General features: G+C 68.8%; 22 protein-coding genes and 1 pseudogene. 17 read left to right on the forward strand and 6 right to left on the reverse strand.

The window, feature by feature from the left end:
• Nucleotides 1–55: 55 nt before the first annotated feature.
• Nucleotides 56–892 (reverse strand): alpha/beta hydrolase, encoded by an 837-nt coding sequence (locus tag MRBLWO14_RS02185; protein ID WP_315105325.1) that lies wholly within the window; start codon nt 890–892, stop codon nt 56–58.
• A 35-nt stretch (nt 893–927) separates the two neighbouring features.
• Entirely contained in the window at nt 928–2094 is a 1167-nt protein-coding gene (locus MRBLWO14_RS02190) for a helix-turn-helix domain-containing protein (RefSeq protein WP_315105326.1), read from the reverse strand.
• A gap of 239 nt (nt 2095–2333) precedes the next feature.
• Between MRBLWO14_RS02190 and MRBLWO14_RS02195 the strand changes: the two genes are divergently transcribed.
• A complete protein-coding gene (locus MRBLWO14_RS02195) occupies nt 2334–5207 on the forward strand; it encodes a LuxR C-terminal-related transcriptional regulator (RefSeq protein ID WP_341934845.1) in 2874 nt (957 codons plus the stop codon).
• Here MRBLWO14_RS02195 and MRBLWO14_RS02200 read toward each other — a convergent pair.
• Nucleotides 5179–5562: a nuclear transport factor 2 family protein gene (locus tag MRBLWO14_RS02200; protein ID WP_058630789.1), complete on the reverse strand. Its 384-nt coding sequence runs from the start codon at nt 5560–5562 to the stop codon at nt 5179–5181. The two genes, MRBLWO14_RS02195 and MRBLWO14_RS02200, sit on opposite strands and share 29 nt — an antisense overlap.
• Before the next feature lie 182 nt (nt 5563–5744).
• Between MRBLWO14_RS02200 and MRBLWO14_RS02205 the strand changes: the two genes are divergently transcribed.
• The 4 genes from MRBLWO14_RS02205 to MRBLWO14_RS02220 all read left to right on the forward strand — a co-directional run bounded on the left by MRBLWO14_RS02205 (nt 5745) and on the right by MRBLWO14_RS02220 (nt 8867).
• Nucleotides 5745–6725, forward strand: a complete 981-nt coding sequence (locus MRBLWO14_RS02205; RefSeq protein ID WP_341934846.1) for a Dyp-type peroxidase — start codon at nt 5745–5747, stop codon at nt 6723–6725.
• A complete protein-coding gene (locus tag MRBLWO14_RS02210) occupies nt 6722–7783 on the forward strand; it encodes an FUSC family protein (RefSeq protein ID WP_341934847.1) in 1062 nt (353 codons plus the stop codon). The genes MRBLWO14_RS02205 and MRBLWO14_RS02210 overlap by 4 nt, the downstream gene beginning before the upstream one ends.
• A gap of 73 nt (nt 7784–7856) precedes the next feature.
• Nucleotides 7857–8327 (forward strand): redoxin domain-containing protein, encoded by a 471-nt coding sequence (locus tag MRBLWO14_RS02215; RefSeq protein WP_341934848.1) that lies wholly within the window; start codon nt 7857–7859, stop codon nt 8325–8327.
• 12 nt (nt 8328–8339) lie between these two features.
• Nucleotides 8340–8867, forward strand: a complete 528-nt coding sequence (locus MRBLWO14_RS02220; RefSeq protein ID WP_058630785.1) for a thioredoxin domain-containing protein — start codon at nt 8340–8342, stop codon at nt 8865–8867.
• 53 nt (nt 8868–8920) lie between these two features.
• Here the strand turns inward: MRBLWO14_RS02220 and MRBLWO14_RS02225 are convergent, their stop codons facing one another.
• Together MRBLWO14_RS02225 and MRBLWO14_RS02230 are read right to left on the reverse strand one after the other, a co-directional pair.
• Nucleotides 8921–10117 (reverse strand): MFS transporter, encoded by a 1197-nt coding sequence (locus tag MRBLWO14_RS02225; protein WP_341934849.1) that lies wholly within the window; start codon nt 10115–10117, stop codon nt 8921–8923.
• A 109-nt stretch (nt 10118–10226) separates the two neighbouring features.
• Nucleotides 10227–11438, reverse strand: a complete 1212-nt coding sequence (locus MRBLWO14_RS02230) for a cupin domain-containing protein (RefSeq protein WP_341934850.1) — start codon at nt 11436–11438, stop codon at nt 10227–10229.
• Nucleotides 11439–11592: 154 nt separating this feature from the next.
• On the opposite strand from MRBLWO14_RS02230, the gene MRBLWO14_RS02235 reads away from it, so the two are divergent.
• The 5 genes and pseudogenes from MRBLWO14_RS02235 to MRBLWO14_RS02255 all read left to right on the forward strand — a co-directional run bounded on the left by MRBLWO14_RS02235 (nt 11593) and on the right by MRBLWO14_RS02255 (nt 14356).
• Nucleotides 11593–12324, forward strand: coding sequence for a YoaK family protein (locus tag MRBLWO14_RS02235; RefSeq protein WP_341934851.1), 732 nt, complete (start codon nt 11593–11595; stop codon nt 12322–12324).
• A 110-nt stretch (nt 12325–12434) separates the two neighbouring features.
• Nucleotides 12435–12704: a hypothetical protein gene (locus tag MRBLWO14_RS02240; RefSeq protein ID WP_341934852.1), complete on the forward strand. Its 270-nt coding sequence runs from the start codon at nt 12435–12437 to the stop codon at nt 12702–12704.
• Nucleotides 12705–12724: 20 nt separating this feature from the next.
• On the forward strand, nt 12725–12916 hold the full coding sequence (locus tag MRBLWO14_RS02245; RefSeq protein ID WP_341934853.1) for a hypothetical protein: 192 nt from the start codon (nt 12725–12727) through the stop codon (nt 12914–12916).
• A gap of 253 nt (nt 12917–13169) precedes the next feature.
• Nucleotides 13170–13787, forward strand: a pseudogene (locus MRBLWO14_RS02250) (zinc-binding dehydrogenase); the annotation flags it as partial.
• A 2-nt stretch (nt 13788–13789) separates the two neighbouring features.
• Entirely contained in the window at nt 13790–14356 is a 567-nt protein-coding gene (locus MRBLWO14_RS02255) for a hypothetical protein (protein ID WP_341934854.1), read from the forward strand.
• A gap of 21 nt (nt 14357–14377) precedes the next feature.
• Here the strand turns inward: MRBLWO14_RS02255 and MRBLWO14_RS02260 are convergent, their stop codons facing one another.
• Nucleotides 14378–16177: a glycoside hydrolase family 15 protein gene (locus MRBLWO14_RS02260; RefSeq protein WP_341934855.1), complete on the reverse strand. Its 1800-nt coding sequence runs from the start codon at nt 16175–16177 to the stop codon at nt 14378–14380.
• A gap of 79 nt (nt 16178–16256) precedes the next feature.
• Between MRBLWO14_RS02260 and MRBLWO14_RS02265 the strand changes: the two genes are divergently transcribed.
• The 7 genes from MRBLWO14_RS02265 to MRBLWO14_RS02295 all read left to right on the forward strand — a co-directional run bounded on the left by MRBLWO14_RS02265 (nt 16257) and on the right by MRBLWO14_RS02295 (nt 24707).
• Nucleotides 16257–17702: a glucose-6-phosphate dehydrogenase gene (locus MRBLWO14_RS02265; protein ID WP_341934856.1), complete on the forward strand. Its 1446-nt coding sequence runs from the start codon at nt 16257–16259 to the stop codon at nt 17700–17702.
• Between the two features lie 56 nt (nt 17703–17758).
• Complete coding sequence (locus MRBLWO14_RS02270; RefSeq protein WP_341934857.1) at nt 17759–19159, forward strand: threonine/serine exporter family protein; 1401 nt, start codon at nt 17759–17761, stop codon at nt 19157–19159.
• Nucleotides 19160–19231: 72 nt separating this feature from the next.
• The gene (locus MRBLWO14_RS02275) at nt 19232–19693 is read left to right on the forward strand and encodes a MarR family transcriptional regulator (protein WP_341934858.1); all 462 of its coding nucleotides are present in this window, start codon (nt 19232–19234) and stop codon (nt 19691–19693) included.
• Between the two features lie 75 nt (nt 19694–19768).
• Entirely contained in the window at nt 19769–20191 is a 423-nt protein-coding gene (locus MRBLWO14_RS02280) for an organic hydroperoxide resistance protein (RefSeq protein ID WP_341934859.1), read from the forward strand.
• Nucleotides 20192–20237: 46 nt separating this feature from the next.
• Nucleotides 20238–21215, forward strand: a complete 978-nt coding sequence (locus MRBLWO14_RS02285; RefSeq protein WP_341934860.1) for a zinc-binding dehydrogenase — start codon at nt 20238–20240, stop codon at nt 21213–21215.
• Nucleotides 21216–21313: 98 nt separating this feature from the next.
• The gene (locus tag MRBLWO14_RS02290) at nt 21314–23734 is read left to right on the forward strand and encodes a glycoside hydrolase N-terminal domain-containing protein (RefSeq protein ID WP_341934861.1); all 2421 of its coding nucleotides are present in this window, start codon (nt 21314–21316) and stop codon (nt 23732–23734) included.
• Complete coding sequence (locus MRBLWO14_RS02295) at nt 23724–24707, forward strand: acetylxylan esterase (protein ID WP_341934862.1); 984 nt, start codon at nt 23724–23726, stop codon at nt 24705–24707. Before MRBLWO14_RS02290 ends, MRBLWO14_RS02295 begins: the two co-directional genes overlap by 11 nt.
• Nucleotides 24708–24724: the final 17 nt, after the last annotated feature.

Below are 24724 nucleotides of genomic sequence, written 5' to 3' on the forward strand. Positions count from 1 at the left end.
GGGTTCCATCCCACGCTAGGAGCGGGGACCGTGCCCCCGCTCCTACGCGTTGTCGTTACTTGACTGGACGGGTGTCGGAAACCCCGTTCGCGTCAAGGAAGACGCGGACGACATCGTTGAACGCCTCCGGGTTTTCCAGGAATGGGAAGTGGGAGCTTGCTACATCCCGCGGGAAGATGTGCACGAGCGCTCCAGGTATACGCGATGCGACGTAACGCTGCGATTCCGGGGAGACATGGCTGCCATCGCAACCCAGCACGAGGGTGGGCTTGGCGATGGTCGGAAGCATTTCCCGCCAGTCCTGCGCGCCGTGGTCGAACAGGAGTGGCGCGGCAACTCGACGAGGCGTCTGAGCGACCTCCGATGACACGAACGCCCAGAGGTCGTCGTTGACGGGCCCGGTGAACATGCTCCGCACGAAAGCACGCACCGCCGCTTCGCCACCAGCATCATCAGCGATGGCATTGGCGAGCGCGCCGAGCCCGTCCGGCGGCAGGATGCAGCCCGCGGACTGCTGCTCTTGCGGGCTCATCCACAGTTGCGCGACGACCGCGGCTGGTTGGTCCACCATCACGATGCTGCGTACTCTGCTGTCTCCGAAGAGTTCGAGGTAGGACCAGATGACGGAGACGCCCATCGACCAGCCGAGGAGGTCGACGGTCTGAATGTCGAGTTCGTCGAGGATGTCTCGGAGGTCGGCCGCGAGACGGGCGATGCGGTGCCCACGCCAGGGCTTCTCTGACCTTCCATGTCCGCGCGCGTCATAGGTAATGACGCGGCGCTCGGTGAGTCCTTCACGCTGGTGCCGGAACATCTCCTGCGATTGTGACCACCCGTGGAGCATCAGGAGCGGGACGCCGTTCCCACCTGTGTCGTACAGCTCCAGGGTCACACCGTCGCTGGTCTGAACTTGCCGGCTCCGTGCCCTCATTGGATGTGACCTGCGTTCTCCCAGTACGACGCAAGTTTCAAGCCCAGGTGCAGTGCGCTGCGTTTCATTCCGTCATCCATTGCGTCTTTCACCACTTGTGGCATGTTTTCCAATCGGTAGTAGAGCGTCGTGCGGTGGATGTGCAGTTCCTCGCACACGACTTTGATCTGATGGGCGTGGTCGAGGAGAGTCTCGATGGTCTGCCGGCGCAGCGGGTCCGCGTCATGGATCAGGGTGTACGCGGCTGGCGAGTACCACTGCAGCCGGTTCGGATCTGAGACGACATCAGCAATGAGCAGCCAGGGACCGACGTCCTCGGCGCGCAGGCTCTTGCCCAGATCAGGCAGGAGCTCAGCGACCGCCGCCGTCGCGACCGCCCGCTCAGCGACGGGCCGCACGTCGATGTCCGTCTCGGTCAGGTGAGCGGACCCGATTGCTCGCAAGAGCACGCCGGCGCGCGCGGCCTCGGCCGCGATGAGGTCGTCTGTTCGCGCATTATCGTTCGCACGCTCCAGGAACAGCAGGGCAGCTCCGATCTCGCCCATGAACATGAGTGTGGTCTTGGCCACGCTCTCCAGGGCCCGTCCGAGCGACGCGCGCTGCACGACGGATGTGTCATGCCCGACGGACACGGCACGAACGACGGTTGCCGAGCTGCGCGATACCCCGTGAGTGCGGACAGCGGTGCTCAGCGCGTCCCGTCTGGCGACCGGATCCTGAGCGAGAAGTCCACGGATGACCATTTCGCGTGTGGATCGCGCGGGTGTCGCGTCCTGCTCGGCGGCGAGATAGTCGCGCGCGATGTCCACTGCCGCGTCCACGGCGCGGAACTGTGCGGATGTCAGCGGCGGGAGCCCGCCCGTGATGAGCCACATGACTCCGAGCAGCGCGTCATCGGAGCGAATCGGCACGGCCAGACGTTCGCGTGCACCGAATTGGTCGAGATTCACGGTCTGCGGCCGCTTGGCGGAGGACAGATGAATGCTCTCCAGATACGCGCGCTCGCGCGGAGGCGTTGCACGTCCGAGAAGTCCGCGAGCACGGAGCTCATCGATCTCCTCCCCTTGCGCGCTGGAGACCATAGGGCGGTATTGCGCGTCGTTGATGACCACGGATCGACCGAGGTCTTCCGCAAGGTCATCCACGAGTGTTTGCAGGTTCATGCACGTCTCCCTACGACGTCGCCCCACCGATGCATCGTGATCCTTTCTCGGGCCAGCACTCGCGCCCTCGGCCTCAGCGTAGGAACGACATATCGATGTCGAGGAGGCCCAACTTGTACCACCCAGATGGCGGCAGCGACCTCAACGGTAGGTATGGGTGGGAGCGTTCACATCCCCTCTTCGACATATGCACATCACCTCGAAACGAACGCGCAACGTCGCTTCGGGATAATGGGGGGATGCACGACCGACACTCCGGCTACGCCGTTGCGTCAGACCGCGCCTTCTTGGCCGGTTCCCCCACCGCGGCCAGCACCCCCCTGCGCGGACGCGACGACATCACTTCGGCCCTCATCGCGTCCATCAACCGGTCTCTCACGGGCGCGCCCACTCCTGCGCTCATCCGTGGGCGCGCCGGAATGGGAAAGACTCGACTCCTCGCGGAGATTCTCGCGTTCGCCGATGAAAAGGGGTGGTCCACCCTCACCGTCACCCCGGATGTCGACTCCGGCGCAGTCCCCCTGGGTGCGCTCACCGAGGCGATGTTGCGTGGCACTCCACCCCTGGTGACGGAGGAGGAACTGCGACCGGTCCTCGGCACGGGGGAAGCGCAATACTGGATTACGCGCCTCCTGACCGACAGAGTGGAGTCGGCGGCGACTACCGCGGGAGGCACGGTCGTCGTCATTGACGACCTGCAGTGGTTGGACGCCGCGTCGGTCGGGATCCTGTTGCGGTCAGCGGCCGCGCTGGCGGATCAGCCAGTCGCGTGGGTGCTTGCCAGCCGGTCCGGGCAATTCCGGGCAGCGCACGCGCGAGTCGCCGAGTATGTCGAGCGCACCGGCACGGTCGTTGATCTCGAGCCCGTCGCGGCCGATGCTGCCCTCGAGATTGCTGCAGACCTCGCTGGCGCGGCCCTCGGACCCAAGCTCGAAGCCGCTCTCGAACGGACCTCGCACATCCCGCTCCTCGTCGTCGAACTCGTGCGCGGCCTCCAAGAGGAGGCACTCCTCGAGGCTCATGACGGTGTCGTGGATGCTGTCGGCACCAACGTTCCCGCGAGGTTCGGGGCGGCGTCACGACAGCGCGTCGCTCATCTCTCTGACGACGCTTTGACATTCGCGCAGGTTGCGAGCTTGTTCGGCAGAAGGTTCCGCCTGTCCGACGTCTTGACCGCGACCGGCGCCACCGCTGTGACCTCGATGCCCGTGGTGCGGGAACTGCTGGGCGCTGACTTCTTGACAGATGACGGGACGACGCTCGCCTTCGTCCACGACACGATCCGAGAAGCCGTCGAGGCGACGATCCCCGCATCCGTCCGCAAAGTCATGCTGCGGGAAGTGGCCCACCTGCGTCTCGCTTCCGGCGAACCGGCCTCCGCTGTCGCCGCGGCGCTCGTGGAGGCGGCGGAACCCGGCGACCAGCAGTCGTTCGCTCTGATCCGTGATGCCGCACAGCAGTTGGCAGCGTCCGACACTTCGCAGGCCGCCGACCTTGCGGCGGCGGCACTTCGCCTCGCCAACAACATCCCCGCGTTGGCGGAGGCCAGCACCGAGCTTCTGCCGTACCTCTGGGCCGACGGACGCGATACCGAGGCGGACAACGCGACGCAGGCTCTCACGCCCTATCTCTCACCAGAGTCCCGCGCGCGCGTCCTTCTCGGTGCCGCCCGTCGCCAGACCGAGTCCTCGTTCGACCAAGCCATCGCGACCTGTGATGAGGCGCTCGCGCTGGGAAACATCGAGCGCTCGACACGAGCCGATCTCCTCGCTGTGCGCGCGCTGAACTGCGCGAACAAGGCCGACTTCGTCGAGCTGACTCGCAGTCTGACGCTCGCGCGCGAGGTCGCCGACCCCGACGTCGACCACGAGGCGCTGGCCACGGTCGACGCGACAGAATCCGTGTACGCCTTCAACAGCAATCGGTTCGATGACGCGGTCGCCCTCATGCAGGCGGCGTCGAAGCGCGCTGCTCTCGCCGGGCTCGATCCGGCGCGATGGGTGCCGGAAGGGCTGTGGGACGCGTTCCTCCACAGCTCGAAGGGCGACGTCACCCACGCCCTCGAACTGGTGGACGAGGGGCTGCGCTCCGCGCTCGCGTCCAAAGCCGCAGTCGCCGAGGCCTACTGGATGATGGTTCGCGCCCGCGTCCTGCATGATCTCGGCCGACTGGACGAGGCGAAGCTGCAAGCCGAGTCGGTGCTCTCTCTTGCTGGCGAACTCGGACTCGGTGACTTCGCGAATGCGACCGCTGGCATCGTGTTGTTTCGGATTGCGCTCCGCACCGGCGACACCGCTCTGCGTCAGCAGTCAGAGCCCATCGTCGTGGCTCTGGCGTCCGGCGGTGGTGTCGTGCGGGCGGGCCAGTGGATGCTCGTCCTGCGAGCTCTGAACGACGGCAATGTGGACGACGCGGTGGCGCACAGTGCGCTGGCGCGGGAGTCGCTTCATGACCCCATCCCTGCGATGACCACCCCCTCCGACTTCGCGGACGACCTTCTCCTTATGGAAGTGGCGATCCGGTCCGATGATGATGGACTCGCTCAGGAGGTCATCACGCGAGCCCGGTCCCGGTACGACCGCAATCCCGACAGCGCATACTGCCGGGCCATCCTTCAGGCCGCCGAAGGCTGCCACGCTCGTGACGCGGACCTCCTGTCTGAGGCCGCGACAACCTTTCGGCAGTTGGACAGACCGCTCATCCTCGCTCTGGTCCTCGAATTCGTCGGGGCCGTGCAAACCAATGCGGAACCGGCCATATCGGCGCTTGACGAAGCGCTCGCGATCTACGAGAACGCCGGAGCGCATCGCGACGTCAACCGGGTACTGCAGTCTCTCCGGCATCTCGGAGTGCGCCGGCGTGCGCACTCACAAGCCGATCCGCAGATGCTCTCACCGCGCGAGCAGCAAGTGCTCGAGCGCGTAGCCGCCGGTGCGACAACGCAGCAGATCGCGGACGCGCTGTTCATGTCGCCCCATACGGTCGTCTCGCACATCCGCCATATCTACGCGAAGTCAGGCGTCAACTCGAGGAAGGCTCTGCGCGAGTGGCATGGAAAGCGCCTAACGCGCTCTCAGGCACAGCTCACGCGTGAATCTGGTTCCATGCGCTGATCTGCGCGCCCGCCAGGCGGAAGCTCGCGAACCCCATCACCTCAACTGTCGACGTACCGGGGAGCCGCAGCCGCAGTCGCTGTTCGGTCAGCACCGTGTCGCCGCAGACCGCGACGGACTGGAGGTCGGTGGTCCATTGGTCGAAGTTCTCGTGCAGATCGGCAATCATCCGCGTGACGGCGGGGCGTCCCCACACGCTCTTGCTCGCAGACGGCCGATAGACGACGTCCTCCGCGAGGAACGGGTGCAGCTCGGTGTGTGCCCGGTCGTTGAGGAGCGCGACGAAGTCACGCACGATGAGTTCGCGTTCGAGTTGCTGGATTCCGGTGAGTGCCTCGCGGCCGATGGCGTCCATGATGTCTCCGTTCAGGTCGTGTGGCACTCACGGTAGAACCGGTGGAGACCGTGTCCTTGCGACGTCCGTTCAGTCCCCTATGGACAGTTCGTGCAGGGTTACCGCGCACGCCGGAGCGGGCTTCGAGCGTCGCATCCACTCTCGTCACGTGTCGGAGGAGGATCGCCCCATGCGCCGTCAGGATGGAGCAGATGACCACTGTGAGAGGAAGCAGGCGGGCGATGAACAGTGCCGAAACGGGTCCGACGCAGGCGCCGGGTGCCCCACTCACCGCGAACGCGGTCTTCCTGGTCGTGACCATCGCGCCAAACGGCATAGACACCGTGCGCGACGTCCTAGCCGACCTCGCGGATTCAATGAAGGCCATCACCTTCCGGTTCCCTGATGCCGCACTGACAGGCACTGTCGGCGTCGGCAGCAGCGTCTGGGAATCGCTGATGGGGAGCTCCCTGCCAGCCCAGCTGCGTGCGTTCACCCCGGTCGTCGGTGCGGTACACACGGCCCCCGCCACCGAAGGCGACCTCCTCTTCCACATCAGAGCAGAGCGTGCCGATGTTTGCTTCTTCTTCGAGAAGCGACTGCTGAGCGACCTCGGGGCTGCAGTACAGGTCATCGATGAGACCGTGGGCTTCCGCTCCTTCGACCGCCGTGACCTACTGGGATTCGTCGATGGAACGGCGAACCCTGTCGGACCGGAAGTCGACGAGGCAGTGCTCGTAGGCGACGAGGACCCCGCCCACGCCGGCGGTACCTACGTCGTCACCCAGAAGTACGTTCACGCGATGGCCGCGTGGGATTCGCTGCCCGTCGACACGCAGGAGCGGATCCTCGGGCGCACAAAGGTGGACGGCATCGAGCTGGATGACGCCCCCGCGGGCCAACAGTCGCACAAGTCCTTGGCGACCATCGAAGACGAACAGGGAGTCGAGCACGACATCATCCGCGACAACATGCCTTTCGGCAGCCCGGGTGCGGGCGAGTTCGGCACCTACTTCCTCGGATACAGCCGCAACCTCTGGGTCATCCAGCAGATGCTCGAGCGGATGTTCATCGGAGAGCCGGCGGGGATGCACGACCGGCTGCTGGACTTCTCGACTGCCCTGACCGGTTCGGTGTTCTTCGCGCCCTCCGCCGCAGAGCTCGGCGCGCTCGGCGCTGAGTGAACGCAGCCATCTGGCGGCAACTGTTCGCCCTCCGCCCAGCGACCCATCAGTGGCCGGGTGCGCTGCAAGCGGCGACCGCCATCACCGTTCCACCTCTCCTCGGATTGCTCGTCGGCGAACCGCGTTGGGGATCGGTCGCCTCCATCGGCGCGCTCATCGTGCTGCATCTCCCGGACCGGTCGCGCAGAGAACGCGCGGTCGCGCTGCCTCTCATCGCCGCCGCTCTCCTGGTCGCTGCGAGCATCGGCGCCCTTCTGGGCACCGCGCTGATCCCCGGCCTCATCGCCATGTCCGTCATCGCCATCGGTGGGTCGTTCCTCGCGCAGGCTCTCTCGGCCGGTCCGCCGGGTGCGTTGTTCCTCGTTCTCATTACGGGCTCCGCCGGTCAACTCGTCGCACCCATAGCCAAGGGCGGAGCCGGGATGAGCTATCTCGAGGTCATCGCCTCCCTCGCCGGCGGTGCGCTTGTCGGCTACCTCGTCGTGGTGCTGCCCCTCGTGGTGCCGTCCATCCGGGCCAGCGACCACGAGATCTTCGAGCGACGCACCCACTGGCGTTTCGCGGTCTCCGCATCGGTGCGCGTGGTCGTCGCTCGCATCGCCGTGGCCGCGGTGCTCGCCGTACCAGTCAGCGCGTTCCTCGGCCTGCACCATGCGGCGTGGGTGATGCTGGCGTGCCTCGGAATCCTGCAGAAAGACGCCGACGTCCACTCCGCGGCCCTGCGCGGCGTACAACGGCTCATCGGCACGGGCGTCGCCATCATCCTCGTCGTCGTCCTCGCGGTCATCGAGCCCCAGGGGTTCGCGCGCATCGCATGGGCCGCCGGGCTGATATTCGCCTTCGAGCTCCTCATACGCCGGAACCTGACCTGGGCTCTCGCCGCGGTCACTCCGATGGCGGTGCTCCTCGCGTCCGCCGCGGGGCAGTCCATCGGCGAGGTCGCGGACGAACGCGTGGTGGATACGCTCGCCGGTGCGGCGATTGCGGCGCTCGTCCTCATCGGGGCCGTCGTGGTCGAACGCCGGCGGAGTACCGCCGGTTCGACACATGTCGGATGACCTTCGAACGCTCGGCCTACGAAAGTCCGATCCCTCGCGAGCACAGTGAGAGTACGCACAGAAAGGGCCGACCATGCCAGAGATCCTGCAACCAGGAGAACGCGCACCACAGTTCACTCTCCGGGTGACCGCCGACCAGTCGCTGAGCTCGGATGAGCTCCTCGGCAGCCCGGTGGTCCTCGCGTTCTACCCTGCCGACTGGAGCCCCGTCTGCGGTGACCAGCTGTCCGTCATCAACGAGGCTCTGCCGCTGATCCGCGCCCGGGGCGCTCAGGTCGTCGCCGTGTCCGTCGACAACGTGTGGTCGCACGAGGCATTCGCCTCGGCCCACTCACTGCACTTTCCGCTGCTCAGCGACTTCGAGCCGAAGGGGGCGGTCGCCCGACTCTTCGGTGCATACGACGACACCGTCGGCGAAGCCCGAAGGGCCCTCTTCATCATCGACTCCGCGGGCATCATCGCCTGGAGCTACCTCGCCCCCGTCGCCGTCAATCCTGGCGTCGACGGGGTTCTCGACGCCCTCGACACACTCACCCACCACTGAAAGGAGAGGACGATGTCCTCACTTCGCGTTCCTGTCTCCCCGCACGACCACACTTCAGGCCCCGCCGACGCGGCGGTGGTCCTCGTCGAGTACGGCGACTACCAGTGCCCCTACTGCGGTGCCGCGTATCCCGTGGTCAAGGAGCTGCTCGCCGCCTACGAGGGGAAGGTACGCTTCGTCTTCCGGAACTTCCCTCTCGCTGAGGTTCACCCGGAGGCGGTCGACGCCGCCTTCGTCGCCGAGTTCGCCGCCGAGCACGGGAAGTTCTGGGAGGCACACGACCTGCTGTTCGAACACCAGCAGCAGCTGGGCCCCGACCTCTACGCGACGATCTGTGAGCGCCTCAGCCTGCCGCTGGACGAACTCCGTACGGCCGTGACCGAGGGCCGATACCTCTCTCGGATCCGCGCCGACGAGGAAGGCGGCATCCGCAGCGGTGTGAACGGGACGCCGACGTTCTTCCTCAACGGCCACCGCCTCGACAGCGGAACTGAGGGCCTCGCCGAGGCTCTGGCAGGAGTGATCCGTCGCGCCGTTTGAGCCGTGTCAGCATCGAAAGGGCCGCCGGGATCCACCCGGCGGCCCTTCACTGTTCAGCGGGCGATGCGGCGCATCCTCAACGCGGCGGCCACCGTCACGATTCCCACAAGGACGACGAACACCAGAAGCACGGTGATCTGCGGCAGCACCGTCAGGGCGCCGCCGATGGCGAGGACCGGGATGGCCAGGCCGCAATAGGCGACGAGGAACATAGCGGCGAGCGTCTCGCCCCGGCGACCCGGTTCCGCGATCTCGGATGCCGTGGCCAGCGCACACTTAAACAGGGCGCCGACGCCCGCACCGCCGATGATCCCGCCGAGGAGGAACAGGGCGAGCGACGGTGCGAGAGCTCCACCGGCGATGGCGAGCAGCCCGATACCGCAGGCGACGGCGGCGAACAGCAGCTGCGTACGGCGAGCCACCCGGGCGAGAAGAACCTGAGCAGCCGCGGCGGACCCGAAGACCAGGAAGACCGTGATGCCGGCCATCAGGTGCCCGTCTTCCTCGAAGATGCCGACGAGAATCGAGGGTGCGAGAGACGTGAACAGTCCGAAGAGCGCGAACCCGGCGAAGGCAGCGAAGGCGGCGGCGATGAATTGCCCACGGGATGCAGCGGGGACCGCGACCTTCTGCGGACGATACGCGCGCAGAGTTGGGGTAACGGTCTCAGGGACGAGCGCGACCGCGATGGCCAGGAGGATGAGGACCATCGCGAACACGGTGTGCGAAAGGTGCAGCGGGTGCGGCAGGAAGTCCGCGAACAGCCCACCGATGAGGGGGCCGAGGGCGAGGCCTCCGAGGTTTGCGCCGCCGGCGACGGATGCCGCGACGATGGCGTTCTCATCCGGCCGAGCGCGAGCCCTCAGCTCACCGAGGTGCGCGGTCGCCGTCGCGGTGAGCACGCCGATGCTGACGCCGTTGACGACGCGGGCCACCAGCAGACCCGGCACGTCGGTGAACACCATGAACACCACCGCAGAGAGCGCGGAGATGAGGATGGCGATGACGAGCATTCGGCGCCTGCCCATCCAGTCGCTGACGTGACCGAGCAGGAAGAGGCTCGCGACGACGCCGACCGCGTAGGCCGCGAACACCACGGTGACGACCGAGACGGGGAACCCGTCGAGCTGCTGGTACAGCGGATACAGCGGTGTGGGGACAGTGGAATACGCCATCACCAGGAGGAACGCGACCGCCACCGCCCAGAACGGTGTCGTGCGGTGAGCGGTGTCGGAGTGTGTGAAGGCCATCGCCTGCAGCTTTCTCTATGGGTGCGTGGTGAGGCAAGAACGGCGCCGGAGGGGTGCCCCTCCGGCGCCGTCTACCGCCTCGAGCCCGATCCCGAGGCGACGTCTCTGCTTACCGCAGAGGAGTGATGCCCTGCGAGCCGCGCGGGAAGGTCGCGAGGACGGCGGGGTCGATGTTGAGGTGCGCCGAGACGAGCTGCGGCGGCACGTGGGACAGCCAGTTGGCGAGGGAGATCTCCTCGTACTTGTCGGTGCGGAACACCTCGAGGAACTGCAGCACATCGTCGCCGGTGTTCTCGATGTAGTGGCCGAAGTTCTTGCGGACCACGCCCACATCACCCGGACGGAAGTCGGTGGTGTTCGCGTGCGGGCCGGTGTTGAACACGGTCATCCGGGCGGAACCGCGGAGGTAGTACTGCCACTCGTCGGCATTCGGGTGCCAGTGCAGCTCTCGCATGGAGCCCGGCTCCACGGTGACGAGGGCCGCAGCGACCGTAGACGAGTACTTGTAGTTGGTGGAGTCAGCGATCTGAATCGACCCGCCCGTGTTCTCGTACAGCGGCTTCGAGCGCGACAGGCGGAAGATGACCGGCTCCATGCCCCACTCGACGCCGGCAGCAGCCTGGTCGACCTCGAGGGCCGGCGGTTCGTCACCGGGGAAGATCCACAGATTGTGGAGCGGGATGTCCGAGAACACCTCCTGTGCGACACCGAAGTTCTTCGCCAGCACCTCGGGAGGGGTGTGCGCGAACCAGTCGGTCAGCAGCAGGGTGTTCGATTCGGACTGCTCGCCGTCGTCGAAGGCGAGCACGAACTCGGCGCCATCCGGGCCGAGCCCCTGCAGGGAGTGCGGCGTACCGGCCGGGAAGAACCACAGGTCGCCCTCCTCCACGTCTTCCACGGCGGGGAGGCCGGAACGGCTGAGCGTTGTCACGCGGGCCTTTCCCCGAGTCATCACGGCCCACTCGGCGGTCTGGTGCCAGTGCAGCTCGCGAATGCCGCCGGGCTCCAGGTACATGTTCACTCCGGCGATCTCGTCGGAGATGTGGAAGTCCTGCTTCGTCAGCTCACGCGCCCAGCCACCACGCTGCACGCGACGGGGCGAGATGTTGAACGACGACCAGAAGAACGGCTGCGTGCTGATGTCGGTCGCCGGCGCATGCATCTGGTCCGGGAACTGCGACTCGATGGCCTCGTTCTGCGGACCCGTCATCGTGTTGCTCTGTGGGCGGTCAGCGATGTTGATCTCGCCTTCCTGCGGCAGGTCGGGGTTACCCAGAGTGGGGACCTCATGCCCGACGGGGACGTTCTCGGACGAATCCATAGCTTGCTCCTTCGTGACGAATCCGGACGGTACTCAGGAGTCTGGCAACGCCCAGCGGTGCGCAACAGGGATAGCTGACGAACGTGCACTCGACACTCGTCGGACGCCGTCAACCGCGTCGTTCGCTTGGGTGGAAAGGTCCCGAGGAGGTTTCATGTCGCTCGCCCACGCCCCGTCACTTCGTCGCTACCCGCTGCTGGAAACGGTATGGGCGTCAACGTCACTCGCCTTCGTCTCCGGACTGCTCGACGCGTGGACGTTCGGTCAGGTCGGCACGTTCGCGACAGTGCAGTCCGGCAATCTCATCTCTCTCGGGTATCTCACCGCAGGGGGAAACGTCGGGCGCGCGCTCCTCGCCGCGAGCTCGGTTCTCGTCTTCGCTCTCGGCGCCTTCGTCTGCAGCATCCTGATCCTCTGGCTCTCCCGACGCGGTCGGTCGTACTCCGCGCCGATCCTGTTCGGGGAGGCGGTGTTCGTCGTGGTCCTTGCCGCGCTCAGCATCAGCCGTGTCGTCGAACCGATGTGGATCGCGTGGGCCATCAGTTTCCTCGCCGGAGTACAGGGCAACGCCTTCCACCGCGAAGCAGGAATGCTCTACGGCAACATCGCCGTCACCTCCGTCATCCAGATGGCGGCGAGTCTGCTGGGACGGGCGGTCGGCAAGCGCATCGCGGACGATGGCGAACGGCATATGCGGCCGGCGGGCGCGTACCTCGCCGTTCTTTTCGCCTTCGCCGTCGGAGGAGGTGGCGGCGGGTTCCTCCTGAATCTCGGGTGGGAGGGCTGGTCCCTCGCAGGTGCCGCGGTTGTGCTCGCTGCGTTGTGGACGTGCGCGGTGCGTGGTCGTGGCGCCATCGACCCCGCACAGAACGCCCCCACGCCGTAGCCGGTTACGAGGGGCGCTGGTTGTCGATGCAGAACTCGACAACCGTCTGAGCCGAACGCGGACGCGGACACCTACCTTGGTGTCACCGAGACCACAGAAAGTAGGCCCGCATGTCCTCGCACCTGGGTGAGAACCACCGCAAGACACTCCGTCAGATCACCGCGCACCCGACGAGCAGCAACGTCGAATGGCACGACGTCCTGTCCCTGCTCCGGGCTGTTGGAGATGTCACCGTCGAGCACAACAGCAAGGTCAAGGTCACGGTGGGCACCGAGACCATCGTGGTGTCACCTCCTCGGCAGAAGACCGTCGACGAGGACCTTCTCCTCGAGCTACGCCACCTTCTCCGCGCTGCCGACTACGCACCCGCCAACAACTGACGTCAAGGATCGAGCACATCATGAAGTCCTCTGCATCGCCCGCCGCCAACCTCACCGGCTCCGTCGACCAGCGGCTGTGGCAGCTGTCAGTCACTCCGAAGGCTGAGCAGACAGCCGGCTGGCTGCGGCAGCAGCTCGACTCCGCACTAGAGGAGTGGGCGAAAGACCGTACCGCTCTCGACATCGACCGCGAAGGTCGCGTCGACTTCTGACGGCCGTCGGTACGACTTGCTTTCTCACTGTGTGGTTGTCGCAAGTGGCCGCGAGTTCACGACTTTCGCGGCCACCGGTGGTGGAGGATCCGGCGAGGGGTCGTACTCGACGGCGTGCTCGACATAAGCGAGCCGCCCCACCATCTAACAGCCCGCCTCGGAGCGAGCAAGGTCTGCGACCGGGCGCGTCAGCATGCGGTCTGTGGGTTTCAGTGCGGGGGTCCCACCGGCGTTACCGGGGCCGACCGCCGCCGGCGACACCGTCGTCGTGTTCGGCGCCGGACCCGTCGGTCTCGCGGCCGCTCGATCGGCATGGTTCCTCGGCGCGGGGCGCGTGATCGTGATCGACCACATCGACTACCGGCTGGAGAAGGCGCGCGCCTTCGCCTTCGCCGAGACGATCCATCTGTCGGAGGTCGCCGACATCGTGCTCGCGCTCAAGAAGACGACCGGGTACCTGGGGGCGGACGTGGTCATCGACGCGGTCGGCGCCGAGTCCGACGGCAACGTGCTGCAGCACGTGACGAGCGCCAAGCTCAAGCTCCAGGGCGGCTCGCCGGTGGCCGTGAACTGGGCCATCGACTCGGTGCGCAAGGGCGGGACGGTCTCGGTGATCGGCGCCTACGGTCCGCTGGTCTCGGCCGTGCGGCTCGGCGACATCATGAACAAGGGACTCACGGTCCGGGCGAACCAGGCCCCCGTCAAGCGCCAATGGCCGCGGCTGCTCGAGCACATCCAACAGGGCCTCGTCTCGCCGAGCGACCTGCTCACGCACCGGTTCCCCCTCGAGCACATCGCCGAGGCGTATCACGTGTTCTCGTCGAAGCTCGACGACTGCATCAAACCGCTCGTCGTCGTCGGAGAGGAATGATCATGCCCTACGAAGCATCCCGCCCGGCACTCGCCCCGTCCGAGGAGGAGGTCCGCGCCCGCATCCCGGGATGGGGTGCCGACCTCGCTCCCGAGCACCGCCGCACCTGGCAGGAGCTCGACGATGTCGGCGAGACCGGCGCGCACTGGATCTTCCCCGAACGGCAGGGCGACGACCCTCGCCGAGAGCGCTCGATCGAGCACGGCATGCTGCCACCGGTCTACGGCACGGCTCAACCGCTGAACGGACTCGCCGGTGCCATCCGCCGCTTCGCGTACGACCGCTTCAGCGAGACGAAGAACACCCGGTGGATGCTGCTGGTGCTCGGCGACCGGGTGGATGCCGTCACGGCGCACCTCCGGTCGTTCGCCTCGCGGCATCCCGACGATCCGGTGACGCAGACGGGGGTGGCCGCGGAGCTCGGCCATCACCCCGTGCGCTCCCGGTTCGGCCGCGGACGCCTCGACCTGCGGCACACCTGGATGGATCCGATCCTCGTCGTCGTCGGCCCGTGGATCGCGGCGGCAGCGCTGACGTTCTCCGTCCTCCGACGCCTGATCCGACGCTGACCGAGCGCTCGTCCGTCGAGCTCAGCCGCGCGGGCGGTGGGCGCGGCGGGCGAGGGCGTCGGCCGCCCGCACGAGCGCGAGGTGCGAGAACGCCTGCGGAGTGTTGCCGAGCTGGCGCCCGGCGGCCACGTCGTACTCCTCCGACAGCATCCCGACATCGTTCGCGAGCCCGCACAGGCGCTGCATGAGCGCCTCCGCCTCGTCGACGCGCCCTGTGCACGCGTACTGCTCGACGAGCCAGAACGAGCACGCGAGGAACGCCCCTTCGGTGCCGGAGAGCCCGTCGACCCCCGTCGTGGTGCGGTAGCGATGGACGAGGCCGTCGTGCATCAGCGTCTGCTCGATGCGTGCGACGGTCGCCCGCATGCGGGCGTCGTCCGGCGCGCAGAAGCCCACCTGCGGGAGCAGCAGCAGCGAGGCGTCGACCTCGTCGGTCTCGTAGTGCTGCACGAAGTGTCCGTCGACGACGCCGCGGGTGTCGATCTCGTCGCGCATGCGGTCGCGCAGTTCGCGCCAGCGCTCGACGGGGCCGTCGAGCCCGTCCTCCTCGACCGCGCGGACGGCCCGGTCGAACGCGGCCCAGATCATGACCCGCGAGTGGGTGAAGAAACGCGCCTCCCCCCTGATCTCCCACAGCCCCTGGTCGCGACGCTCGATCTGCTCCGAGGCGAAGCGCAGCAGCTGCCGTTCGAGCGCCCACGAGAACGGGGACTCCGGAACGCCGGCCGCACGCGCCGCCGACAGCGTCACGATCACCTCGCCCACGACATCCGCCTGGTACTGGGTGGATGCGCCGTTGCCGAGACGCACGGGGCGCGACCCCTCGAACCCCGGAAGGTGATCGAGCTCGCGCTCGGCGATGTCCCGCTCGCCCGCCGGTCCGTACATGATCTGCAGATCACCGGGGTCCCCGGCGACGGCGCGCAGCAGCCAGGTGCGCCAGGCATCGGCCAGGTGCAGGAAACCGTGCCCGACGAGGGCCTCCAGCGTGAGAGCGGCATCGCGCAGCCACACGTAGCGGTAGTCCCAGTTGCGCTCGCCGCCGATCTCCTCAGGGAGTCCCATGGTCGCCGCAGCCGCGATGCCGCCGGTCTCGTGATTCGACAGCGCGCGGAGGATCAGCAGCGACCGCACCACCTCGTCGCGATGCGGACCGTCGTGGGCGATCCGCCCCGCCCACTCCCGCCACCACGCGGCGGTCTCCGCGTGCGCCCGCTCGACGTCGAGCGGCTCGGGCACCTCGCGGTACGAGGGGAACCAGGTGAGGTGCAGGTCGCGCGTCTCGCCCCCGCGCACGGCGACCTCGCCGCGGTGCTCATGGTCGACCGATGCGAGCGCGGCTCCGCGCACCGCGACCGCGTCGGGACCGGCCATCGCGACGAGACACGGCGCCTCCGGGGTGCCTGTCTGGCGCAGCCACGGCATCGCCCTGGCGTAGTCGAACCTCAGCGTCAGATGCTGCGTGAACGACATCTCTCCGCTGATGCCCACGACACGGCGCACGAGATCGGTGCGCAGGATCTCGGCCTCCGGATCGGGGCCGACGGGCATGAAGTCATGCACTTCCGCGACGGCGTCTCCGCTCTGCCAGCGCGTCACGAGCACGAACGTGTCGCCGTCGTAGCGGCGGGTGCTGACGGCATCCCTGTCCGTCGGCCGCAGCTCCCAGCGCCCGTGCGTCTCGTCGCCGAGCAGCGCGGCGAAGACTGAGGCCGAGTCGAGTCGCGGCAGGCAGAGCCAGTCGATGCTCCCCCCGCTCGAGACGAGGGCCGTCGTCCGACAGTTGCTGAGAAGGGCGTAGTCCTCGATCCGTTCCGGCACGGACCGTAGTGTGTCACGATTCCCCGCCCCGGGGCCACGGGGTGGCGCAGGGACACAGCGGATGCATACTCTCGTCGGCATGACCGGTTCGCCATGCACCCTCCTCATCCTCGGCGCGTCGGGTGATCTCACCTCGCGCCTGCTCCTCCCCTCCCTCGGATCCCTCCTCACACGGGAGCCGGGTCGCACCGTGACCGTGCGCGGGGCCGGCGTCGAGGACTGGGATGCGTCGCGCTGGCAGGAGACGGTGCGGGATGCCGTGGGCGCGCCGGTCGACGAGGGCACCGTGACCGTGGGCGACTACACCGCTCTGGACGTGACCGACCCGACGGAGATCGGCGCTCTCGTGAAGACCCTCTCCCCGCGCACCGTGCTGTACTTCGCCCTGCCCCCGGCTGTGACGCGCAAAGCCATCGATGCGCTGCACGGCGCAGAGCTGCCCGACGACGTGGTGCTCGCGATGGAGAAGCCGTTCGGCGACGGTGCCGCGAGCGCCAGGTCGCTCAACGAAGCCCTCGTCGCGCTCGTGCCCGAGAACCGCATCTTCCGCGTCGACCACTTCCTCGGGCGCTCGATGCTGCTGAACCTGCTCGGCCTGCGCCTCGCCAACCGCATGTGGGATCCGGTGTGGTCGGCCGAGCACATCGACTCGGTGCTCGTCCGCTTCGACGAGAGTCTCGCGCTCGAGAACCGGGCGCGCTACTACGACCACGCGGGCGCCATGATCGACATGATCCAGAGCCACCTGCTGCAGGTGCTCGGGCTCATGGCCATGGAGCCTCCCGCGACACTCGGCGAGCGCGACCTGCGTGATGCGAAGGCCGCCGCGCTGCGCGCCACGCACGTGTGGCGCAACGACCCGGCGAGCGCATCGTTCCGAGCGAGGTACACCGCCGGACGGGTGGGCGACCGCGACATCCCCTCGTACGCCGACGAGGAGGGCGTGGATCCCTCGCTCGGCACCGAGACGCTCGCCGAGGTGGTGTTCGAGGTGGCGAACGAGCGCTGGGCCGGCGTGCCGTTCGTGCTGCGCTCCGGCAAGGCCCTCCCGACGAAGCGCTCGGAGGTCGTGGTGACGTTCCGTCCGGTGCGGCATCTGCCGGAGGGGCTGCGCAACGCACCTCGCGACGGCGGTCGGCTCACGTTCGCGCTCGGGCCCGACCGCATGACCCTGGGCGTGCACGTGACGAGCGGCGACGAGCCGTTCGATCTGCGACAGGAGGACCTGGTGGCCGAGCTCGGACAGGGTCAGCAGCGGTCCTACGAGGAGGTCCTCGACGAGCTGCTCGACGGCGACGTCACGCTGTCGGTGCGCGACGACGAGGCCGAGGAGTGCTGGCGCATCCTCCAGCCGATCCGTGACGCCTGGGCGGCGGGCGAGGTGCCTCTGCAGGAGTACGCGGCGGGGACCGACGGACCGGAGGGCTGGCCGAGCTCCGCGGGGTTCGCGCCGCGTGACACGACGGCCGCCGCCGATGCGCAGACGGCGACCGAGACGACGCGCGGAGGCGACACGCCCGCCTGACGCGACGCGCCAGCGCCGACGCGGGCTCCCGGGCAGCAGCGGCGAGAATGGAGACCATGTCCTCGAACCCGCGCCGACGGCTGCTCGCCTCGATGCGCCGGATCCTGCACACCGATCCGTCGGCCGTGGCCTACACCGAGGCCCTGCCGGTGATCGACGAGCGCACGGTCCCCCGCGTCCTCGACCTTGCGACGCGTATCGGCGAATCGATGTTCGCCGTCGGGGCGTCGGCGCACGAGGTCACGCTCGCGATCATCCGCGTGTGCGAGGCGTACGGGCTGCGAGGCGTTCAGGTCGACGTGACCTACAACTCGATCACCGTGTCCTTCCACCTGAGCGGCGAGGTCTGGCCGGAGACGCTCGTGCGCGTGGTGCGGGTGGCGGCGCCCGACCATTCCAAGCTGCAGCGCGTGCAGGCGCTCGTCGCCGACATCGACGACGGTCTCGACCTCGAATCGGCGCGGTCGACGTTCCGCGCCATCCGGCGACTGCCGTTCCGCTACCAGCAGGCCGTCGTCATCGTGGCGCGTGCGCTCCTCGCCGTCGGCGTCAGCATCCTCCTCGGCGCCTCGCCGATCATCGTCGGTCTGACGTTCGTCGCGGCGCTGTGCGCGGCGATCACGCAGGCGGCGCTCGCGCGCATCCGGGTGCCGCTGTTCTTCAGTCAGATCGCCGGTGGCTTCGTCACGACGGTCGTGGCGGTGGTTGTGTCGGCTCTGGGGGCAACGGGGATCGAGCCGTTCGTCGGCATCCGCCCCTCGATCATCGTCGCCTCGGGCATCGTGCTGATGCTCGCCGGGCTCACCGTGGTGGGGGCGGCGCAGGATGCGATCGACGGCTTCGCGCTGACCGCCGGCGGACGCATCCTGGATCTGACGATGCAGACGCTGGGCGTCGTGATCGGCATCCTCGTCGGGCTCGAGCTGGGCGGTCTGCTCGGCTTCACGATGGACCTGCCTGACGACCCCGCGCCCTTCGGCCCCTTGCCCGCGGTGTTCGCGGGGGCGATCATCATCGCCGTGGCCGTCGCCGTGTTCAACGGCGCGGGCCTGCGGATCATCCTGGTGAGCGCCCTCCTCAGCGCGATCACGATCGCCGGCTACACGCTCGCGACCGCGGTGAACGTGCATCCGGCGGCGGCCAGTGCGGTGGGTGCGCTGCTGGCGAGCTTCGTCGGGGTGCTCATCGCGCACAACCTGCACGTGCCGTCGGTCGCGGTGACGACGGCGGCGATCGTTCCGCTCGTGCCCGGGGTCGCGGTGTTCCAGGGCCTGTTGGAGATGGTGCATGCCGGCGGGACGACCTCGGGGGTCATGGGGGCTGGGGGATCGCTCATCGACGCGGCGGTGATCGGCATCGGCCTCGCCTCCGGCGCCTCGCTCGGGCTCTATCTGGGGACGCCGGTGCGTGCCACTCTGAGCAGCGTCACGAAGACGCGCGCAAGGGTGCGCCGCTGACGATCCTCTGAATCAGGTGGGAGGCGGCCTTCGGGATAGGTTGTGCACAATTGAATTGTGTACGGTAGATGTATGGCCGTGACCGATGAGATGGTGTGCTTCTCGCTGTACTCCGCCGCCCGCGCGACCACGCAGGCGTACCGCTCGCTGCTCGCACCCTGGGGCCTCACCTACCCGCAGTACCTCGTGCTCGCGATCCTCTGGAACGAGGGCGAGCAGAGCGTCGGCGCGCTGGGAGAGGCGATGCAGCTCGACTCCGGCACGCTGTCTCCCCTCGTCCGTCGACTGGAGCAGGCGGGCTACGTCACGCGCGCCCGCGGCGCCGACGACGAGCGCGTGGTGCTCGTGCGTCTCACCGACGCCGGACTCGCCCTGCGGGCCGAGGTCGCGCCGGCCCGAGCCACCGTCGCCGAGCTCGCCGGGATGGCCGACCCCGAGCACCGCCAGCGCCTCATCGCGGAGCTGCGCGAGCTCACGGCCCTGCTCCAAGGCGTGACCGATCACGAGCACGCGCGCGCGGCGGCACGCGACTGACTCCGCGCTCTGCGCCGCACCCGCCGGACCACGGGACCGCACACCAGGACCGCACAACAGGAAGGAGTCCACACGATGGACGCTCTCTACACCGCCGAGGCACTCGCCACCGGAGCAGGACGCGACGGTCGCGTCGTGACCCAGGAGGGCGCGCTCGCCCTCGACCTCGCCATCCCGAAGGCGATGGGAGGCAGCGGCGCGGGCGCCAACCCCGAGCAGCTGTTCGCCGCCGGCTACGCCGCCTGCTTCCACTCCGCACTGCAGTCCGTGGCCCGCAGCCAGAAGGTCGCGATCACCGACTCCTCGGTCGGCGCGCGCGTGCACATCGGATCGAACGGCCAGGGCGGGTTCGGCCTCGCCGTCGAACTGGAGGTCGTCATCCCCGGACTCCCCCACGAGCAGGCGCAGGCTCTCGCCGACGCCGCCCACCAGGTCTGCCCCTATTCGAACGCGACCCGCGGCAACATCGACGTCGCGATCACCGTGTCGGACGACTGACCCCGTCGATCACCCGACACCCGCCCATCCCACGAGGAGGAAACCCATGCGCGCACTCATCCACCAGACCTTCGGCGAACCAGCCGACGTCCTCGCTGTCGAGGAGCGACCGATCCCCGACCCCGGCCCAGGGCAGGTGCGGCTGCGCATCGTGCTCTCGCCCATCCACAACCACGACCTGTGGACCGTGCGAGGCACGTACGGGTTCGTGCCCGACCTTCCCGCAGCATCCGGCACCGAGGCGCTGGGCGTCGTCGACGCGCTGGGCAAGGGCGTGGAGCACCTCACGGTCGGGCAGCGCGTCGCGACCGGCGGCACGTTCGGCGCCTGGGCGGAGTACGTGGTCGCGAACGCCGCCGGGCTCATCCCCGTGCCGGAGGCCCTGAGCGACGAGAGCGCGTCGCAGCTGGTGTCGATGCCCTTCAGCACCATCAGCCTGCTGCAGTTCCTCGGCGCGCAGGGGGGCGACTGGATCGTGCAGAACGCCGCGAACGGCGCGGTGGGACGCATGCTGGCCCAGCTGGGCGCCGCGCGCGGCGTGAACGTGATCGGCCTCGTCCGGCGCGCGGCCGGCGTCGAGGAGCTGCGCGAGCAGGGGATCGAGCGGATCGTGGCCACCGACGCCGAGGACTGGCGCGACGAGGTCGAGCGCATCACGGGCGGAGCGCGCATCGCGTTCGGCATCGACTCGGTGGGCGGCTCAGCCGCCGGCGACGTGCTCTCGCTTGTCGGCGAGGGCGGCACGCTCGTCGCCTTCGGCGCGATGCAGTCGCCGGTCATGGAGATCGCCTCCTCCGACGTGATCTTCAAGCAGGCGACCGTGAAGGGGTTCTGGGGCAGCAAGGTCATCCAGACGATGGATGCCGCGACCCGCACCGCTCTGTTCGGCGAGCTCATCCAGCGCGTGACCGACGGCACGCTGACCCTCCCGGTCGCCGGTGTCTTCGACGCCGCCGACATCGCCGACGCCGTGCGTGCGAGCACCTCGGCCGGACGCGTGGGCAAGGTGCTGCTGCGCTTCTGAATCCTGATCCCGGTGAGGCGCGCACAATTACTTGACACCGGTAATTAATGCGCTACGCTGACGGTGCTGCCCGATTCGATCGACCACACCGGAGTGCGATGAGCGACACCCTGCGCCTCACCTGGGATTCCCCGGCCTCCCGCTGGGACGAGGCCACTCCCCTCGGCAACGGGCGCATCGGCGCCATGGCCTACGGCGGATCGGGGCTCTACCGCCTCAACGACTCCACGGTCTGGTCGGGCACTCCGGACGGTCCGGCCCGCGCCCTCGACGAGGTCATCGCACGCGGAGCCGGGCCCGAGCGCCTGGCCGAAGTGCGCGCCGCTCTCGACGCGGGCGACGTGCGACGGGCGGAGGACCTCCTCATGGCCTTCGAGGGGCCGTACTCGCAGGAGTTCCTGCCGCTCGCCGACCTCCGCGTCGACATCCTCGGCGCGGACCCCGTCACTCCCGCACGCACCCTCGACATCGACGAGGCCTGCCTGCTCGAGGCGCTCTCCACCCCGCGCGGACGCGTGCGCCGACGGTCATGGGTGTCCGCACCCGCCCAGGCTCTGCTCGTCGAACTGACCTCGGAAGCCCCCTTCGACGTCGACCTGGAGGTGTCCACTCCGCTGCAGGGCGACGCCGTCGAGCTGCACGGCGCTCTCGCGCTCGATGTGCGGATCCCCGTCGACGGCGCACCGCTGCACGAGGCCTCGGTCGAACCGGGTCATCGCTACGCGGACGACGACGCCGACACCGAGGCCTACGACGCCTACGCTGCGGTCGTCGCGGCCATCGACTCCGACGGCGAGATCGACGGCGCCCCCGGGCGCCTCGCCGTGCGCAGAGCCCGTCGACTGCTGATCGCCCTGTCCACATCGTCGCGCGCCGAGTCGTGGTGGGCCGACGCCGACGGGGACTGGCGGACCGCCTCACGCGAGGCGATCCGGGATCGCGCCACGGAGCGAGCGGATGCCGCGGTTCGCCGAGCCGCCGCAGAACTGCTCGCCGAGCACGTCGCCGACCGGCGGCGCGCGACCAGGGCGCGATTCGCGATCGGCAGTCGGCGTGAGGGGGCCTGGAGCGTCGACCGCGATGTGCTGCGCGGCGACGACCCTCGGCTGCGCGCGACCGTCGCCGCCGAGTACGGCATGTACCTGCTCGCCTCGAGTTCGCGCGCCGGGAGCCCGGCTGCCAACCTGCAGGGCATCTGGAACGCCGAACTCCGCCCGGCCTGGTCGTCGAACTACACGATCAACATCAACACCGAGATGAACTACTGGGCGGCCCCCGCGCTGCACGCCCCCGACGTCTTCGAACCGCTCCTCGCGCTCGTCGAGCACCTGGCGGACACGGGCGGGGAGGTGGCCCGGCGCCTGTACGGCGCCCGCGGGTGGGTCGCCCACCACAACAGCGACGTCTGGGGCTGGACCCTCCCGGTCGGCAACGGCCGCGGAGCGGCCAGCTGGGCCATCTGGATGATGGGCGGCGTCTGGCTCACCCACAATCTCTGGGACGCATACGAGTTCGGCGGCGACCGCGACCTGCTGCGGACGCGGATCTGGCCGGTCCTGCGCGGGGCGACGGAGTTCTGCCTCGACTGGCTCGTCGAGGGCCCAGACGGACTCCTCCGCACCTCTCCCTCCACCTCCCCCGAGAACTCCTACGTCGCCGCGGACGGCCGCCCCACCCCTCTCGGCCTCGCCGCCGCCTCCGACCTCGCCCTCATCGGCGCGCTCTTCACCAGGACGCTCCGCGCGATGTCCGACCTCGCGCTCGACGATGCGCTCGAGGCCGAGGTGCGCAGCGCACTCACCCGGCTCGCACCCGTGCGGATCGGAGCCGACGGGAGACTGCTGGAATGGGGCGCCGACGTTCCGGAGCACGAGCCGCTGCACCGCCACCTCTCCCCCGTCGTCGGCCTGTATCCGCTCGACAGCATCACGCCGGAGGCGACGCCGCAGCTCCTCCACGCCGCCGCACGGTTCCTCGACGCGCGCGGCCCCGGGGCGATGGGATGGTCATGGGCCTGGAAGGTCGCGCTGCGGGCGCGCGCCGGACAGGGCGACGTCGCGGCATCCCTCCTGGAGGAGGCGCTGACGCCGTTCGACGGCGATTCCTCGCGGCACGGCCCCGTGGACGGCTCCGAATGGGGCGGGCTTCTGCCGAACCTGTTCAGCACGCACCCGCCGTTCCAGATCGACGGCAACCTCGGATTCCCCGCGGCCATCACCGAGATGCTCGTGCAGAGTCACGCCGGCGAGATCCGGCTGCTGCCGGCGCTCCCGGAGGCCTGGCCCGAGGGCGACGTCCAGGGCATCGCCGTCCGCTCGGGGCTGGTCCTCGACCTGGCCTGGTCGGAAGGCCGCGTCACCGCGGCCACCGTGCGCAACCCCGGCGCCGAGGACCGGTCGATCCGCGTGCGCATCGGCGGGCAGACGATGCCGGTCGACGTGCCGGCGGGCGCAGCGCTCGCCCTCCCGCTCGCCCCCGCGCCCGATGCCGAGCACACGGAGGATGCGCATGCACGGTGAGATCACGACGGTCGACGTCGCGACCACGCAGACCGAACCCGACGACTTCGACGCCTTCTGGGCCGACACGATCGCGGAGACCCGCAGCCTGCCGCTCGATGTGACCGTGACGCCGCAGCCGACGCGGCTGACCCAGATCGACGTGCACGAGGTGAGCTTCCGGGGATTCGGCGGCACGCCGATCCGGGCGTGGCTCCGCGTCCCGCACGGCGCGACCGCGCCGCTGGCCGGCATGGTGCAGTTCTTCGGGTACGGCAACGGCCGAGGGCACGCTCTGCGCGACCTGCGATGGGCGGCTGCCGGGTACGCGCACCTCGTCGTCGACGCGCGAGGGCAGGGTCACGGCGACACCGACGACGATCACGCCGACGGCGGACCGTCGGCCGGCGGCTTCCTCACCCGGGGCCTCCGGTCGCCCCGGGAGTACTACTACCGCCGCGTGTACGCGGATGCGGTACGGGCCGTGGATGCGCTGCGCTCCCTCGACCTCGTCGACCCTGCGCGCGTCGGCGTCGCCGGGGCGAGTCAGGGCGGGGGCATCGCGCTCGCGATCGCCGGCCTGGTCCCGGACCTCGCCGCCGCCGTGATCCAGGCCCCCTTCCTCTGCGAGCTCGACCGCGCTGCGACGCTGAGTCGGGAGCATCCGTACTCCCTGCTGACGCAGTACCTCGCTGACCGGCGCGGCGACGCCGCGACCGCGCTCGACACCCTGCGGTACTTCGACGGCGTGAACCACGCCAAGCGTGCGACGGCTCCGGCTCTGCTGAGCACGGGGATGCTCGACGGCATCGCCCCGCCCGAGACGGTGCTGCCGGCCTTCAGCGCGTACGGCGGGACGAAGACCGTGGTGCTGTGGCCGTACAACGGCCACGAGGCGGGTGGAGACCTCGACGAGGAGAACGGCCTCGACTTCGCGGCTCGGCACCTCGCCGTCGACGCTCCCCTGTCCGCCGCCGCGGATTCGCTACGATAGCCGACACGAACCGAAGG

The organism is Microbacterium sp. LWO14-1.2 (assembly GCF_038397715.1).
GTDB lineage: Bacteria > Actinomycetota > Actinomycetes > Actinomycetales > Microbacteriaceae > Microbacterium.